This window comes from Streptomyces sp. NPDC057486 (assembly GCF_042802415.1).
Classification (GTDB): Bacteria; Actinomycetota; Actinomycetes; order Streptomycetales; family Streptomycetaceae; genus Streptomyces; species Streptomyces yanii.
Genome location: NZ_JBHVEE010000115.1, coordinates 17094 through 31872 on the forward strand (window position 1 = coordinate 17094; position 14779 = coordinate 31872).

Below are 14779 nucleotides of genomic sequence, written 5' to 3' on the forward strand. Positions count from 1 at the left end.
CATGACACCTCCGGATGCGTCACAGAACCGCTGGTCGGACCTGGACCGGCCGCCCCTGAACGTCCCCGCGCTGCGCCGCGGACTGCTGCGGCCCGGCGGACTGTGGACCTCACTCGACGTCGTGGACACGACCGGTTCCACCAACTCCGACCTCGCGGGACGGGCTGCGGAACTCACCGAGGGCACGGTCCTGATCGCCGAGGAACAGACCGCCGGCCGAGGCCGCCTCGACCGGACCTGGACGGCGCCCGCCCGCTCCGGCCTGTTCTTCTCCGTCTACCTGACGCCCGGCGACGGCGTACCGGTCCATCGCTGGGGCTGGCTGCCGCTGCTCGCCGGTGTCGCGGCCGCGACCGGCCTGGCCAAGGCGGCGGGCGTCGACATGGCGCTGAAATGGCCGAACGACCTGCTGGTCACGGTGGCGGGCGAGGAGCGGAAGGCGGGCGGCATCCTGGCCGAGCGCGCCGCGAACGGCGTCGTGGTCGGTATCGGCGTCAATGTGTCCCTGCACGCGGACGAGCTTCCCGCCCCCAATGCCGCCTCCCTCGCCCTGGCCGGAGCGGTCTCCACCGACCGGGAGACGCTGCTGCGGGGCGTGCTGCGCTCGCTGGAGCACTGGTACGGGGAATGGCGCTCGGCCGACGGCGACGCGGCGGAGAGCGGCCTCCAGGCGGCGTACGCGGCGGGCTGCGCGACGCTGGGGCGGAGGGTACGCGCCCAGCTCCCCGGCGACCGCTCCCTCACCGGTGAGGCGGTGGCGATCGACGGCGACGGCCGCCTGATCCTGTCCACCGACGAAGGCCTGCAGGAACCGGTGTCCGCGGGCGACATCGTCCACCTGAGGGGCGCGGAGGGCGGCCTCACCTAGGCGTGTGCCGGAAGTCCCGCCGGCCCCGTACCGGGGCGCCCGATCCGGCCGTCGTCCCCGTGGGAACCACCCGCCGGGGAGCGAACCCCCACGCACCGGCCCCGTACCGCGGCGCCCTCACTTAGTGAGGTAGCGCACACCTGCCGTATCGTTGAGGCGATCCACCGACAGATCGGCAGGGCAGTGCGCAGGGAACGGGCAGGAGGCGGCTGGTGACCGTCGACGACACGAGCTCCGGCGCGGGCGCGGAGCCCCCACCGGAACCCTCGGTCCACGCGACGCCGCATCACGAAGTCGACCACACGGCGGAACCGACCGACGATCCCCTCGCGATCCGGCTGGAACAGCTGATCCTGGGGGCGGACCGCCGCTACACCCCGTTCCAGGCGGCCCGTACCGCCGGTGTCTCGATGGACCTGGCGTCGCGGTTCTGGCGCGCCATGGGGTTCGCCGACATCGGGCAGGCGAAGGCGCTGACCGAGGCGGACGTGCTCGCGCTGCGGCGGCTCGCCGGACTCGTGGAGGCGGGACTGCTCAGCGAGCCCATGGCGGTGCAGGTCGCCCGGTCCACCGGGCAGACCACCGCCCGGCTGGCGGAATGGCAGATCGATTCCTTCCTGGAGGGGCTGACCGAGCCGCCCGAGCCCGGCATGACCCGCACCGAGGTCACGTATCCCCTGGTGGAGCTGCTCCTGCCCGAGCTGGAGGAGTTCCTCATCTATGTCTGGCGGCGCCAGCTCGCCGCCGCGACCGGCCGGGTGGTGCAGGCGGCCGACGACGACGAGATGGTGGACCGCAGGCTCGCCGTCGGCTTCGCGGACCTGGTCGGCTTCACCCGGCTGACCCGGCGGCTGGAGGAGGAGGAGCTCGGCGAGCTCGTCGAGTCGTTCGAGACGACCTGTGCCGACCTGGTCGCCGCGCACGGCGGCCGGCTCATCAAGACCCTCGGTGACGAGGTCCTCTTCGCCGCGGACGACGCGGGCACCGCGGCCGAGATCGCGCTGCGCCTGATAGAGGCGATGGCCCAGGACGAGACGATGCCCGCGCTCCGTGTCGGCATCGCCTTCGGTACCGTCACGACCCGGATGGGCGATGTCTTCGGCACGACGGTGAACCTCGCCAGCCGGCTCACCTCGATAGCACCCAAGGACGCCGTGCTGGTGGACGGCGCGTTCGCGGAGGAGCTGACGCGTACGGGCGATGCCCCGGCCTCCGAGGCGCAGGCGGCGGAGGAGGCCGCGGCGGCCGAGAAGGAGCGCGAGAACGGCGTGGAGCCGCTGGCCGTGCCGAAGTACCGGTACGGGCTGCAGCCGATGTGGCAGCGGCCGGTGCGTGGGCTCGGCGTGGTGGAGCCGTGGCTGCTGGCCCGGCGCGGTACGTCCTGACCATGCCCCGGGGCGCGGTCGCGTACACCCCCTAGGATCCCTCCGGTAACGCTCGTTAACCGGAGGGGTGCAGTCATGACCGTCACGTCCGAGCAGCGGTTCGGGGAGTTCGTCGTCGTACGGGTCCACGAGGGCCAGGACCATGTCGCCGAACTGGTTCTGGACCGGCCCAAGGCCATGAACGCCGTGTCCACGGACATGGCCCGCTCGATCGGTGCCGCCTGTGCGGCGCTCGCCGCCGACCCCGCCGTGCGGGTCGCCGTCCTCACCTCCAGCCACGAGCGCGCCTTCTGCGTGGGCGCGGACCTCAAGGAGCGGAACTCCTTCACCGATGCCGAGCTGGTGCGGCAGCGGCCCACCGCCCGTGCCGCCTACACCGGCGTCCTCGACCTGCCGATGCCGACGGTCGCCGCCGTGCACGGGTTCGCCCTCGGCGGCGGATTCGAGCTGGCTCTCTCCTGCGATCTGATCGTCGCCGACCGGACCGCCGTGGTGGGGCTGCCGGAGGTGTCGGTCGGCGTCATCCCGGGGGGCGGCGGTACCCAGTTGCTGCCGCGCCGGGTCGGCGCGGCGCGCGCCGCCGAGCTGGTCTTCACCGCCCGGCGGGTGGAGGCCGCTGAGGCAAGGGAGTTGGGGCTCGTCGACGAGCTGGTGGAGGCCGGGGAGGACCGGACGCGGGCGCTCGCGCTCGCCGGGCGGATCGCCGCCAACTCGCCGGTGGGTCTGCGCGCTGCGAAGCGTGCGCTGCGGCTCGGCCACGGGCTCGATCTGCGGGCCGGACTGGAAGTGGAGGACGCGGCCTGGCGCTCGGTGGCCTTCTCGGGGGACCGGGCCGAGGGCGTGGCCGCGTTCAACGAGAAGCGGAAGCCGAACTGGCCCGGCGAGTAACGGTACGTCATGGTTCCGACGCGCAGAGCGGCTGATTCGTGGCTTCAAGTTGATCAAATCACCACAGATCTACATACGATGTAACGATGGGTGGTGAGGATGTGCGGCTGCGGGCCGTCGTATCGCTTGCGCAGTCGATGGCTGCGGCGCATACCCCGCGCGAGTCCTGGCGGGCGGCCGCGCTGGGTGCGTGCGAGGCGTTGGGCGGCAGTTTTGCCGCGCTCTCGGTGTGGGAGCGCGGGCCGGGGCGGCTCCGGGTGCTGGTGAACGCGGGTGAACGGGCCGAGGGGGAGGAGGAGTTCCCCGACGAGGAGACGTACCCGGTGCACGAGTTCCCGGAGATCACCGAGTTCCTGCACGAGCGGTGGGCGGGGGGTGGTGAACCGGATGCCTGGGTGGAGACGGCCGACGGGCCGGTCGGTGAGGACGGTGCCGCGTCCGACGCGGAATCGGCGGGTGGGGGAGGACACGGGACCGGTTACTACCATCAGCGCGTGGCGGCTCTGCGGCGCCGCCGGCGCGGCTGCTGTGTGGTCGCGCCGATCGTGCTGCACGGGAGGGCCTGGGGTGAGCTCTATGTGGCGCGACCGGTGGGGGAGCCGGTGTTCGGGCGGGAGGACGCGGACTTCGCGACCGTGCTGGCCGCCGTCGTCGCCGCCGGGATCTCCCAGACCGAGCGCCTCGAAGAGGTCCGCAAGCTCGCCTTCACCGACCCGCTGACGGGGCTGGCCAACCGCCGCCTCGTCGATACGCGACTCGACGAGGCGGTGGAACGGCACCGTGCCGACGGCTCGGTGGTCAGCCTGGTCGTCTGCGACCTGAACGGCTTGAAGGGGGTCAACGACACGCTCGGCCACGCGGTCGGCGACCGACTGCTGGAACGTTTCGGCTCGGTGCTGTCACGGTGTGGCGCGATGCTGCCGGGCGCGCTCGCGGCCCGCCTCGGCGGTGACGAGTTCTGTCTGCTCGCCGTGGGCCCCGAGGCGGACGAGGTGATCCGGGTGGCCACCGAACTCTGCGACCGCGCATCGGAGTTGGAGCACGGCGACGGGGTCGCCTGCGGGATCGCATCCACCGGCGACCCGATCGGTCCGGTGGTCTCGGCCCGGCGGCTCTTCCGGCTGGCGGACGCCGCCCAGTACCGGGCGAAGGCGGCCCGCTCGACGAAACCGGTGGTGGCGGGGCGGGACGGCGAGGTCATTCGGCTGGCCGACTCGCCGCCGAAGTCCGCCCACGATCGCCGCCGGCTGCGCGGCAGCCGTCCGTAGCACTCGTGCGGAACCGCGGCCGGGATCGGTAAGGGGTCAACCACGCGACCACTAGTGACATGGAGAGTTTCAGTCCGTACGCTTCTGAATATGGATATGCATACAGTCGTGGTGGGGACGTCCGGTACCACCGCAGAGGACGTCATCGCCGTGGCTCGCGCGGGAGCCCGCGTCGAGCTCTCCGCAGCAGCAGTCAGCGCGCTCGCCACCGCCCGCGAGATCGTGGACGCGCTGGCCGCCAAGCCCGAGCCTGTCTACGGCGTCTCCACCGGCTTCGGCGCGCTCGCCAGCCGGCACATCAGCCCCGACCTGCGGGCCCAGCTCCAGCGCAACATCGTCCGCTCGCACGCGGCCGGGATGGGCCCGCGCGTCGAGCGCGAGGTCGTGCGGGCCCTGATGTTCCTGCGCCTGAAGACGGTCTGCTCCGGCCACACCGGCGTCCGTCCCGAGGTTGCCCAGACCATGGCCGACGTACTGAACGCGGGCATCACCCCCGTCGTGCACGAGTACGGCTCGCTCGGCTGCTCCGGCGACCTGGCACCGCTCTCGCACTGCGCCCTGACGCTGATGGGTGAGGGTGACGCGGAGGGCCCCGACGGTGTCGTGCGCCCGGCCGGCGAGCTCCTCGCCGCGCACGGCATCGCCCCTGTCGAACTGCGCGAGAAGGAGGGCCTCGCCCTCCTCAACGGCACCGACGGCATGCTCGGCATGCTGGTGATGGCCCTCGCCGACCTGAAGAACCTCTACACCTCCGCCGACATCACCGCCGCGCTCAGCCTGGAGGCGCTGCTCGGCACGGAGAAGGTCCTCGCCCCGGAGCTGCACGCCATCCGCCCGCACCCGGGCCAGGGCGTCAGCGCCGACAACATGCTGCGGGTGCTCGCCGGTTCCGGCCTCACCGGCCACCACCAGGACGACGCCCCGCGTGTCCAGGACGCCTACTCCGTGCGGTGCGCGCCCCAGGTCAACGGCGCCGGGCGGGACACCCTTGCGTACGCCGGGATCGTCGCCGACCGCGAGCTGGCCTCCGCCGTCGACAACCCCGTCGTCCTGCCGGACGGCCGCGTCGAGTCCAACGGCAACTTCCACGGCGCCCCGGTGGCCTACGTGCTCGACTTCCTGGCGATCGTCGCCGCGGACCTCGGCTCGATCACCGAGCGCCGCACGGACCGGCTGCTGGACAAGAACCGTTCGCACGGGCTCCCGCCGTTCCTCGCCGACGACGCCGGTGTCGACTCGGGTCTGATGATCGCCCAGTACACGCAGGCGGCCCTGGTCAGTGAGATGAAGCGGCTCGCGGTCCCGGCGTCGGCGGACTCGATCCCGTCCTCCGCGATGCAGGAGGACCACGTCTCCATGGGCTGGTCGGCGGCGCGCAAGCTCCGTACCGCGGTGGAGAACCTCGGCCGGATCGTCGCCGTCGAGCTGTACGCGGCGACTCGCGCCATCGAACTGCGTGCCGCCCAGGGGCTCGCCCCCGCGCCCGCTTCCCTCGCCGTGATCGAGGCGCTGAGGGCGGCCGGTGTCGAGGGGCCCGGCCCGGACCGGTTCCTGTCGCCGGACCTGGCTGCCGCGGACGCGTTCGTGCGGAGCGGGAAGCTGGTGGCTGCGGTGGAGCCGGTCACCGGCGCACTGGCCTAAGGGCTGTCCCGTAATCCCTGGCGGGCGCACGACGACAGCTACGGCACCTCGCTGCGTTGTCGGAACGCCCGAATACGCCCGGTCTCTCGTTCGGAGCGGGCCGGATCGGGGAGCGGCCCGCCGCGCAGCGGCTGGTGTGCGTGCACAAGCCCCCGTCCGGCCCGCGGCGTTGCCCTGATGCCCACGTGGCTCCGCCACTCGGCATCAGGGCGCCTTGCGGTCCCATGCGCCGGACGCCGGGGCCACGCCCTTCGGGCGGCCGGCGATGTTGTGCGGGCGCCTCCCGGGGCATCCGGTGTGTCTGCCGGCCGGACCCGTCCCTCAAGCCCGTCCGGCGATCGAGGACAACGCGCCCGCGCGGCGCCCCGAGTGGGCGACGAACGCCGCGCCGACGACCAGGAACGCTGTGCCACCGATCAGATACGGAGTGGTGTCGACCCCGGCTCCGGTCTCGGCGAGCGCCGGCCCGGACGCGTCGTCCCCGGTGCTCGTGACCGCCGGTCTGCTCGGCGCACCGGCCACGCCGTCGGCGTCGTCCGTCGCGTTGGCCGACGGGACGAACCACAGGGCGCACAGCAGCGTGGCCGCCGCGGTGGCGGTCAGGAGCGGACGGCGGGCCATGGTCACGGAATCGATCCCCCTTGTGACAGCGGTGAGTTAGCCGGCTGCGCCGATGCTAATGAAAGCAGCGGGTCGCGGGAAAGCCGGGGGAGCCCTTGGCCCTACGCTCCGGCGTATGAGCACTTCAGAGACATCACGGTTTGTTCGTCTTCGCGTGGAGATGGTGTTGGAGATCACCGACGCGGACGCCCTCAGCGGTACGGCACTGGAGAGCATCGCCGCCGAGTACGGCGAGCCCGGCGGCGAGTCGGCCGAGGAACGCATGCATGCCGAGTCCGCGGTACGGGAAGACGGGGCGGAGGCCCTCGCCTCCCTCATCGACCCGTTCGATCTGGTCGCCGAGGTGCCGGGGGTCGAGCTGGCCCAGGCCTCCTGGACCAGCGAGATCGTCGACTACGACCCCGAGGAGCCGGACGCCTGGGACCTCGACGACGAGGACGAGGGCTACGGCGACGAGGACGACATCGCGCACAATGGGGAGGAACACGACGACGGGGAACAGCGGTCCGGCCGGTGAACACACCGGTCCCGGCCCGTTCCCGGTGGGTCGGGGCCACCAGGCGTTCGGCCCTGGAACCACAGCTGCCACGGCTGCGTCGATGAGTGGTGTTCCCCACATCTTTGACGGATGTGGAACTGAGGGCCTTTCCTGGGTGTTCTTGGAACATTGACGGGGTACCGCCGGCCGGCGGCTCTGCTCGGGGTTATGGGGGATACGGCAACGATGGAGAAGCGTGTGATGACGGACAGCAAACGACGCAGGGGCCTGATGGCCGCGTCCGCACTGCTCGGCGGCGTTCTGGTACTCACTGCCTGCAGCGACGGCGGGGACAAGGCGAGCGCCGAGAGCTCGAAGAAGTCGCAGGCAGCAGCGGTCGACAAGGCGGCAGCCCAGGACGCCTCCGAGGCGCAGATAGCGATCTCGCCGAAGAACGGCGCGACCAACGCCAGCATCAACAACGACGCCAAGGTCACCGTCACCAAGGGCAAGCTGAGCGAGGTCACCATGACCACGTCGGCCGGCGCGAGCGTCCAGGGCACCCTGGCGGCCGACGGCACGAGCTGGCAGCCGAACGGGCAGCTGGAGCGCTCGACCACGTACAAGATCAACGCGACGGCCAAGGACTCGAAGGGCCGCGAGGCGCACGAGAACTCCTCGTTCACCACGGTGTCGCCCGCCAACAGCTTCATCGGGAACTTCACCCCCGAGGACGGCTCCACGGTCGGCGTCGGCATGCCGGTCTCGATCAACTTCAACAAGCCGATCACGGACAGGAAGGCCGTTCAGGCCGGGATCACCGTGACGTCCAGCAGCGGCCAGCAGGTCGTCGGCCACTGGTTCAACTCGCAGCGTCTGGACCTGCGTCCCGAGCAGTACTGGACGGGCGGCTCCACCGTCACGCTGAAGCTGGCGCTGGACGGCGTCGAGGGCTCGACGGGCGTCTTCGGTGTGCAGCAGAAGACGGTCACCTTCAAGGTCGGCCGCAACCAGGTCTCGACGGTCGACGCCAAGGCGAAGACGATGACCGTCACCCAGAACGGCAAGACGATCAAGACCATCCCGATCTCGGCCGGTTCCCCGGACAACCCGACGTACAACGGTCAGATGGTGATCTCCGAGAAGTTCAAGGAGACCCGGATGAACGGTGCGACGGTCGGCTTCACCGACGCCGATGGCAAGGGTGAGTACGACATCAAGGACGTGCCGCACGCCATGCGGCTGTCCTCGTCGGGCACCTTCATCCACGGCAACTACTGGGGTGCGCGGTCGGTCTTCGGCAGCGCCAACACCAGCCACGGCTGCGTCGGCCTCGCCGACGTCAAGGGTGCGGGCGACGCCAACCAGCCCGCCGCGTGGTTCTACAACAACTCGATGGTCGGCGACGTGGTCATCGTCAAGAACTCCCCGGACAAGACCATCACCCCCGACAACGGCCTCAACGGCTGGAACCTGAACTGGGCCGACTGGCAGGCGGGCTCCGCAGTCTGACCCCGGTGGGCGTCCCCGGACGCCCTCCGTGTCCCACGTTCGACCGCGTACCCGCGCAATCCCCGACGCCACGTACGTACGCAGGGCGGCGGCACCACGGATCCCCTCGGATCCCCGGTGCCGCCGCCTTCGTCGTACGGAAGCCTTCTCATCCGGATCTCATCGTGGCCTTAACCCGCCATCACAACCGATCCATAGCGTCGCGTCATGTTCTTCACCTACCTCCGGCGCGAGCTGCGCCGCCGCAGAAAGGCGGCGCTGGTCGTCGCCTCGGGGCTCGCCCTGGGCATTGCGCTGGTCATCATCGTCAGCTCCGTCTCCTCGGGCATGAGCAAGGCCCAGGACAAGGTCCTGGAATCGCTGTACGGCCTCGGCACGGACATGACGGTCACCAAGGCCGCCGCCGCTCCGGGCTCCAGCAGTCAGCGCCCCAGGTTCGAGTTCGACGCCAAGGGCGATGACTCGGAGCAGAGTTCGGACCGCGTCATGGTCCAGGGCTTCCAGACGCTGTCCTCCACCACCGTCGACAAGGTCGGCAAGCAGAGCGGCGTCGCGGACGCCGTCGGTGGGCTGAGCCTCAACGTCCTCAAGGTGGACGGCCAGTTCAAGCGCGGCGAGTTCAAGCAGAACGGGAACGCGGGCGCCACCGACCAGCGCGGCCCCGGCGGCGAGGGCGGTACGACGCAGCCGCAGGGTGAGGTCCAGGGCGGCGGCGCCTCGTTCGACGTCAACTCGTACACCGTGTACGGGACCGACGTCACCAAGCAGGACCTCGGCCCGCTGACCTCGTCGAAGATCACCAAGGGCCGTACGTTCAAGGCCACCGAGACCGATGCCGAGGTCGCGGTCGTCGACGCCGCGTACGCCAAGCAGAAGAAGCTCGCGGTCGGCAAGACCGTGACCGTCTCCGGGACCAAGTACAAGATCGTCGGTGTCTCGACGGCGGACAGCGGCGATGCGGCCGCCAACCTCTACATCCCGCTGAAGCAGGCGCAGACCCTCGCCGACGCCAAGAACAAGGTCACCACGGTCTACGTCAAGGCCGCCGACTCGCAGCAGATCGACAGCGTCAAGTCCGCCATCCAGAAGAACATCTCGGGCACGACCGTCACCACCTCCGCGGACCTCGCCGACACCGTCTCCGGCTCCCTGTCCACCGCCTCCGACCTGGCCACCAGCGTCGGCAAGTGGCTGTCGATCGCGGTCCTCGTGGCCGCCTTCCTGGTCGCCGGACTGCTCACCTCCTCCGCGGTCAGCCGCCGGGTGCGGGAGTTCGGCACGCTGAAGGCGCTCGGCTGGAAGAGCGGCCGGGTCACCCGCCAGGTCGTCGGCGAGGCCCTCGTCAACGGTCTGATGGGCGGTGTCCTCGGCATCGCGGTCGGCCTGGCCGGCGCGTACGTCGTGACGGCCATCAGCCCCACCCTCACCGCGCAGCTCGGTGGTTCGGGCGGCGGTGGCGGTATGGCCGGCGGCCCCGGCGGCATGGGCGGACCTGCCCGGCAGGCGGCGTCCAAGTCCCTCGACATCGCGCTGACCGCACCCGTTTCCCTCTCCACCATCCTCATCGCCGTCGCGCTGGCCGTGGCGGGCGGGCTGATCGCCGGCGCGTTCGGCGGCTGGCGGGCCTCCCGGCTGCGCCCCGCGGACGCACTGCGCCGCGTCGAATAGCCCGTCCGCGAGCCCCACCCCTTTCAGTCCAGCAGGAGTTGACCCATGTACACGCTCAGCGGCGTCACCAAGCGCTATACGCGCGGAAAGTCCACCGTCGATGCGCTCGCCGGCGTCGATCTGACCATCGAGGACGGGGGCCGCCTGGTCATCCAGGGCCCCACCGGCGGAGGCAAGTCCACGCTGCTGCAGATGCTCGGCGGTCTGGACCGTCCGACGGCCGGCAGCGTCGAACTCGACGGTGTGGACCTCGCGAAGCTCAGCGAGGCCAAGCTCACCAAGGTGCGCGCACAGAACATCGGCTTCGTCTTCCAGAGCTTCAACCTCATCCCGACGCTGACCGCGCAGGAGAACGTCGAGACGGCGCTCGTCCCGCTCGGCGGCAGGCCTGCGGACCGGCGCAGGCGGGCCGCGGAGGCGCTGGACTCCGTCGGACTCGGTGAGCGGCTCGGACACCTCCCGAGCGAGATGTCCGGCGGGCAGCAGCAGCGTGTGGCGATCGCACGGGCCCTGGTCAAGCAGCCGAAGGTGCTGCTCGCCGACGAGCCCACCGGCAACCTCGACGAATCGATGCGCGACGAGGTCATGGAGGTGCTGGAGACGATGTGGAAGGAGCACGGGCTGACCTTCATCATGGTCACCCACGACAGCGCGATCGCCCGCAGGGCGCCGCGGCTGGCGACCATCCGCAAGGGCCGTGTCACGATCACGGAGAACGCGGCGGCCTGACGCACGGACGCCACGACAGGGCGTACGGACGCAGATGGCGGCGTACGGACGCGTACGCGTGACGCACGGACGCACCGGCTCGGGCACGCCGGCCTTCCGGGCAGGGACAACGGCGCTAACGCCGCTGCCCCTGCCCGGCGTTGGCGGTTCCGTACACGGTTTCGCAGGCGGCCCGGTACGCGGCGAGGTCGCTGCGGCGGACCTGGCGCAGTCCGGAGAGGTCGGCGGACGGGTCCGCGCGCGGGCGGCCGGGCGGGGTGCTGCCCGCGGGGCGCGGCCCCTCGCCCGTGCCGGAGAAGCCGGAGCGCAACGGGCGCAGCCAGTACCAGGGCTGCAGCGGCAGCCGGGCCAGCCCGTGGAGCCAGCGCCGGGTCAGCCGCCCGAGGCCGGGGCGACCGGCGTCGGGCAGTCTGACGACGCGTATGCCCATGATGAGCTTGCCCGCACCGGCCCCGACGAGCGCGGTCAGCACCACCTGGTTGAGGAACGAGAACACGAGCGCCGGTCCGAGGATCAGGCCGGCGAGCTGTGGTCCGGTGGCCGCATCGGCATGCGACCGGGCCAGTAAGCCGACGGTCAGCAGGCAGAGGTAGCAGTCGAGCCCGACGGCGAGAAAGCGGCGCATGTCCCCGGCGCGCGGTGGGGTACGGGGCAGCGGCGTGATGGGCGGTGTTGTCATGCCAGCATCATGTCTGTTCCCCTCCGCCCATCGCATTAATCTCACAGTCATGACCGCTGCCATCACCGCCATGATCACCGCAGTCGTCGGTGTGCTCGGCACCCTGTTCGCGCCGATGCTCGCGCACCGAATGACCGCGCGGCAGCGCAAGGAGGAGGCCGAACTGGCCGACACACGGCGCAGGTTCGAGGAGCGACGCGCCCAGTACACGGCCATGAACCGGGCCTCACGGCAATTCCACACACTTCTCAAGGACGCCCTGCACCGGATCAGGGACGGCGTCTATACGGAGCAGGAACGCACCCAGCTCGAAGAGGCCCGCCTCGACCACCGCGACCGATACGCCGAGGCGCAGATGATCGTCCCGGAGCGGATCCTGCAGGCCTCCCGTGACCTCAACCAGGTCCTCGCGAACGCAGACGGAGCCGTCAAGCGCCTCGATCGCGGTCTCGCCCGCGACGGCGAGACCGTGACCCGGATCCTGGAGAACCTGGGGGCGGCGAGCCCGTACCTCGACACGATGCGGGAGCTGATGCGGGAGGACCTGGGCATCGCCGACTGAGCCCCGCCCCTACCCCGGAGGTAATCGACGCTCCGCACGCCCCCGAGCAGCATGGTGCACACCGGCTGACGGATACACGGCAGCACGCAGATCCCGGAGGGCGAGACCATGACCGCATACGCCATAGCCCACCTGCACCCCGCCGCCCACCCCTGCGAGGAGGTTCTCACCTACATCGAGCGCATCCAGTCGACCATGGAGCCCTTCGGCGGCCGCTTCCTCGTCCACGGCGCGCAGGTCGAGGTCATCGAGGGCGACTGGCCGGGTGCGCTCGTCGTCATCGGGTTCCCGAGCATGACGGCTGCCCGCGGCTGGTACGAGTCGGACGCCTACCGGGAACTGCTGCCGCTGCGGACCCGGAACATGGCGGGCGATGCGGTGCTCGTCGAAGGCGTCGGACCGGAGTACGACGCGTCGACGACCGCGGCCGCGATGCGAGCGGCGGCAGCGGCCGTACATGCCTGACGGGCCATGGCCGGCAGCCGCCACGGCTGAGCCCCGCGGAACTGCAGGCTCCGAGCCGAGGTGTAGCTGAGTACACCCCCGTTCCGGGTGGGGGGTCCCTCGCTGCGGCGCGCCCCGCCCGGGAGGATGGAACACATCGGATCAACCACGGAGGGAACCCCATGAAGCCGCTGCTCTGGCTCGTGCTCTGTCTCGCAGTCGTCGCCAATGTCGGCCTGAACCTGATGGAGGACACCGGGCTGCACATCGCCCTGAGCGTCGTCTCGGGCGTCGTCGTCCTCGCGTCCGGCGTGCGGCTGTGGATGCTGCGGGACAGGCGCGAGGAGGCCTGACCCGTGCGCCCCGACCGGCCGCATCCGGTGTGGATTGCGCCGTACGCCCGGTGCCGGAAGGCCCGGGGAAAGCTCAGTATGTGGATGCGGCCGAGGATCGTGCGGCTCCCCTGGGACAATCGGTACGTCACAACGGTCCCGTACGTCGCATTGGTGAGTGCACTTCTCACGAAGTCTGGGTGACGTCCTCAATGGGGAGGGGGACCGGCGGTGCCCCTCGGGACAGGGGCGCCTTCGCGCATGTTGCCGACCCATGGAAGGTCTTGATCAGATGCCGGCCACCCCTGTTTCCTCTGAGCCGCACGCAGCCGAGATCCGTGTCATCGAGCCGCTGTACGCGGAGATCCTGCGGCGCAATCGGGGCGAGAGCGAGTTCCATCAGGCGGTACGGGAAGTCCTCGAGACGCTCGGCCCGGTCCTGACGAAGCGACCGGAGTTCGTGGACGCGCGGATCATCGAGCGCATCTGCGAGCCGGAGCGTCAGCTCATCTTCCGAGTGCCGTGGTCGGACGACTCCGGCGACATCCATGTGAACCGCGGCTTCCGGGTCGAGTTCTCCAGCGCCCTGGGACCGTACAAGGGCGGACTGCGCTTCCACCCCTCGGTCGACCTCGGCATCGTGAAGTTCCTCGGCTTCGAGCAGATCTTCAAGAATGCCCTCACCGGCATGCCGATCGGCGGGGGCAAGGGCGGCGCCGACTTCGACCCGAAGGGCCGCTCCGACGCCGAGGTCATGCGGTTCTGCCAGTCGTTCATGACCGAACTCCACCGCCACCTGGGCGAGTACACGGACGTCCCGGCCGGTGACATCGGCGTCGGCGGCCGCGAGATCGGCTATCTGTTCGGCCAGTACAAGCGGATCACCAACCGGTACGAGTCCGGTGTGCTCACCGGAAAGGGCCTGGGCTGGGGCGGTGCCCAGGCGCGCACCGAGGCCACCGGCTACGGCTGTGTGCTCTTCACCGACGAGATGCTCAGGAGCCGGGGCGGATCCCTCGACGGCCGGCGGGTCGTCGTGTCGGGCTCCGGCAATGTCGCGATCTATGCGATCGAGAAGGCCCAGCAGCTCGGTGCGACCGTGGTGACGTGCTCCGACTCCGACGGCTATGTCGTCGACGAGAAGGGCATCGACCTCGCCCTGCTCAAGGAGGTCAAGGAGGCCGGTCGCGGCCGGGTCTCGGAGTACGCGGAACGGCGCGGCGCGCATGTCGGCTTCGTCGCCGGCACGGGCGTGTGGAACGTCCCCTGCGACGTGGCACTGCCGTGTGCCACGCAGAACGAACTCCACGAGGCCGATGCGCTGACGCTCGTACGCAACGGGGTGCAGGCGGTCGCCGAGGGCGCCAACATGCCCACCACCCCGGAGGCCGTGCGGGTCCTCCAGGAAGCGGGCGTCGCCTTCGCCCCCGGCAAGGCCGCCAACGCGGGCGGAGTGGCCACCAGCGCGCTGGAGATGCAGCAGAACGCGTCGCGCGACTCATGGACCTTCGCGCACACCGAGGAGCGGCTCGCGGAGATCATGCGCCACATCCACGACTCCTGCTTCACCACGGCGGAGCGCTACGGCAGCCCCGGCAACTACGTGGTCGGCGCGAACATCGCCGGTTTCGAACTGGTCGCGGACGCCATGCTCGCGCAGGGCCTCATCTGACCCCGCGCCGTACGCACCGCCGGCCCGGCCGC

General features: G+C 70.8%; 15 protein-coding genes. 13 read left to right on the plus strand and 2 right to left on the minus strand.

Features of this window, described 5'->3' with window-relative positions; translation table 11 throughout:
- Window position 1 precedes the first annotated feature (1 nt).
- The 5 genes from ACFU6I_RS36440 to hutH all read left to right on the plus strand — a co-directional run bounded on the left by ACFU6I_RS36440 (window position 2) and on the right by hutH (window position 6050).
- The gene (locus tag ACFU6I_RS36440; RefSeq protein WP_384374996.1) at window positions 2-868 is read left to right on the plus strand and encodes a biotin--[acetyl-CoA-carboxylase] ligase; all 867 of its coding nucleotides are present in this window, start codon (window positions 2-4) and stop codon (window positions 866-868) included.
- 212 nt (window positions 869-1080) lie between these two features.
- A complete protein-coding gene (locus tag ACFU6I_RS36445; protein ID WP_384374998.1) occupies window positions 1081-2253 on the plus strand; it encodes an adenylate/guanylate cyclase domain-containing protein in 1173 nt (390 codons plus the stop codon).
- A 75-nt stretch (window positions 2254-2328) separates the two neighbouring features.
- On the plus strand, window positions 2329-3141 hold the full coding sequence (locus tag ACFU6I_RS36450) for an enoyl-CoA hydratase/isomerase family protein (RefSeq protein ID WP_384375001.1): 813 nt from the start codon (window positions 2329-2331) through the stop codon (window positions 3139-3141).
- Window positions 3142-3227: 86 nt separating this feature from the next.
- Window positions 3228-4409: a diguanylate cyclase domain-containing protein gene (locus ACFU6I_RS36455; RefSeq protein ID WP_384375004.1), complete on the plus strand. Its 1182-nt coding sequence runs from the start codon at window positions 3228-3230 to the stop codon at window positions 4407-4409.
- Window positions 4410-4499: 90 nt separating this feature from the next.
- On the plus strand, window positions 4500-6050 hold the full coding sequence (gene hutH / locus ACFU6I_RS36460) for a histidine ammonia-lyase (RefSeq protein ID WP_384375007.1): 1551 nt from the start codon (window positions 4500-4502) through the stop codon (window positions 6048-6050).
- A gap of 321 nt (window positions 6051-6371) precedes the next feature.
- On the opposite strand, the gene ACFU6I_RS36465 is transcribed toward hutH, so the two are convergent.
- The gene (locus ACFU6I_RS36465) at window positions 6372-6677 is read right to left on the minus strand and encodes a hypothetical protein (protein ID WP_384375010.1); all 306 of its coding nucleotides are present in this window, start codon (window positions 6675-6677) and stop codon (window positions 6372-6374) included.
- 109 nt (window positions 6678-6786) lie between these two features.
- On the opposite strand from ACFU6I_RS36465, the gene ACFU6I_RS36470 reads away from it, so the two are divergent.
- The 4 genes from ACFU6I_RS36470 (at window position 6787) to ACFU6I_RS36485 (ending at window position 11058) form a co-directional block, all read left to right on the plus strand.
- Window positions 6787-7188, plus strand: coding sequence for a hypothetical protein (locus ACFU6I_RS36470; RefSeq protein ID WP_384375013.1), 402 nt, complete (start codon window positions 6787-6789; stop codon window positions 7186-7188).
- Between the two features lie 207 nt (window positions 7189-7395).
- A complete protein-coding gene (locus tag ACFU6I_RS36475) occupies window positions 7396-8661 on the plus strand; it encodes an Ig-like domain-containing protein (RefSeq protein ID WP_384375016.1) in 1266 nt (421 codons plus the stop codon).
- A 207-nt stretch (window positions 8662-8868) separates the two neighbouring features.
- Complete coding sequence (locus tag ACFU6I_RS36480; protein ID WP_384375019.1) at window positions 8869-10329, plus strand: ABC transporter permease; 1461 nt, start codon at window positions 8869-8871, stop codon at window positions 10327-10329.
- Window positions 10330-10374: 45 nt separating this feature from the next.
- Entirely contained in the window at window positions 10375-11058 is a 684-nt protein-coding gene (locus tag ACFU6I_RS36485; protein ID WP_384375022.1) for an ABC transporter ATP-binding protein, read from the plus strand.
- A gap of 115 nt (window positions 11059-11173) precedes the next feature.
- Here ACFU6I_RS36485 and ACFU6I_RS36490 read toward each other — a convergent pair whose 3' ends face one another.
- Window positions 11174-11683 carry an RDD family protein gene (locus ACFU6I_RS36490; RefSeq protein ID WP_384375036.1) on the minus strand — a complete coding sequence of 170 codons (510 nt, stop codon included), beginning with the start codon at window positions 11681-11683 and terminating at the stop codon, window positions 11174-11176.
- 103 nt (window positions 11684-11786) lie between these two features.
- On the opposite strand from ACFU6I_RS36490, the gene ACFU6I_RS36495 reads away from it, so the two are divergent.
- From ACFU6I_RS36495 to gdhA, 4 genes are all read left to right on the plus strand, one after another.
- On the plus strand, window positions 11787-12299 hold the full coding sequence (locus ACFU6I_RS36495; RefSeq protein ID WP_384375025.1) for a hypothetical protein: 513 nt from the start codon (window positions 11787-11789) through the stop codon (window positions 12297-12299).
- Between the two features lie 108 nt (window positions 12300-12407).
- Entirely contained in the window at window positions 12408-12764 is a 357-nt protein-coding gene (locus ACFU6I_RS36500; protein WP_384375028.1) for a DUF1330 domain-containing protein, read from the plus strand.
- 161 nt (window positions 12765-12925) lie between these two features.
- Window positions 12926-13096, plus strand: coding sequence for a hypothetical protein (locus ACFU6I_RS36505; protein WP_384375031.1), 171 nt, complete (start codon window positions 12926-12928; stop codon window positions 13094-13096).
- A 271-nt stretch (window positions 13097-13367) separates the two neighbouring features.
- A complete protein-coding gene (gdhA, locus tag ACFU6I_RS36510) occupies window positions 13368-14747 on the plus strand; it encodes an NADP-specific glutamate dehydrogenase (protein WP_345515191.1) in 1380 nt (459 codons plus the stop codon).
- Window positions 14748-14779: the final 32 nt, after the last annotated feature.

Excerpts from the sequence above, each read along its gene's own strand:
- ACFU6I_RS36490 (WP_384375036.1), bottom strand. The coding sequence starts at position 11,683 with ATGCGCCGCTTTCTCGCCGTCGGGCTCGACTGCTACCTCTGCCTGCTG.
- ACFU6I_RS36475 (WP_384375016.1), top strand. The coding sequence starts at position 7,396 with ATGGAGAAGCGTGTGATGACGGACAGCAAACGACGCAGGGGCCTGATG.
- ACFU6I_RS36455 (WP_384375004.1), top strand. The coding sequence starts at position 3,228 with ATGGGTGGTGAGGATGTGCGGCTGCGGGCCGTCGTATCGCTTGCGCAG.
- ACFU6I_RS36485 (WP_384375022.1), top strand. The coding sequence starts at position 10,375 with ATGTACACGCTCAGCGGCGTCACCAAGCGCTATACGCGCGGAAAGTCC.
- ACFU6I_RS36500 (WP_384375028.1), top strand. The coding sequence starts at position 12,408 with ATGACCGCATACGCCATAGCCCACCTGCACCCCGCCGCCCACCCCTGC.
- ACFU6I_RS36450 (WP_384375001.1), top strand. The coding sequence starts at position 2,329 with ATGACCGTCACGTCCGAGCAGCGGTTCGGGGAGTTCGTCGTCGTACGG.
- gdhA (WP_345515191.1), top strand. The coding sequence starts at position 13,368 with ATGCCGGCCACCCCTGTTTCCTCTGAGCCGCACGCAGCCGAGATCCGT.
- ACFU6I_RS36480 (WP_384375019.1), top strand. The coding sequence starts at position 8,869 with ATGTTCTTCACCTACCTCCGGCGCGAGCTGCGCCGCCGCAGAAAGGCG.
- ACFU6I_RS36470 (WP_384375013.1), top strand. The coding sequence starts at position 6,787 with ATGAGCACTTCAGAGACATCACGGTTTGTTCGTCTTCGCGTGGAGATG.
- hutH (WP_384375007.1), top strand. The coding sequence starts at position 4,500 with ATGGATATGCATACAGTCGTGGTGGGGACGTCCGGTACCACCGCAGAG.
- ACFU6I_RS36440 (WP_384374996.1), top strand. The coding sequence starts at position 2 with ATGACACCTCCGGATGCGTCACAGAACCGCTGGTCGGACCTGGACCGG.
- ACFU6I_RS36495 (WP_384375025.1), top strand. The coding sequence starts at position 11,787 with ATGACCGCTGCCATCACCGCCATGATCACCGCAGTCGTCGGTGTGCTC.
- ACFU6I_RS36505 (WP_384375031.1), top strand. The coding sequence starts at position 12,926 with ATGAAGCCGCTGCTCTGGCTCGTGCTCTGTCTCGCAGTCGTCGCCAAT.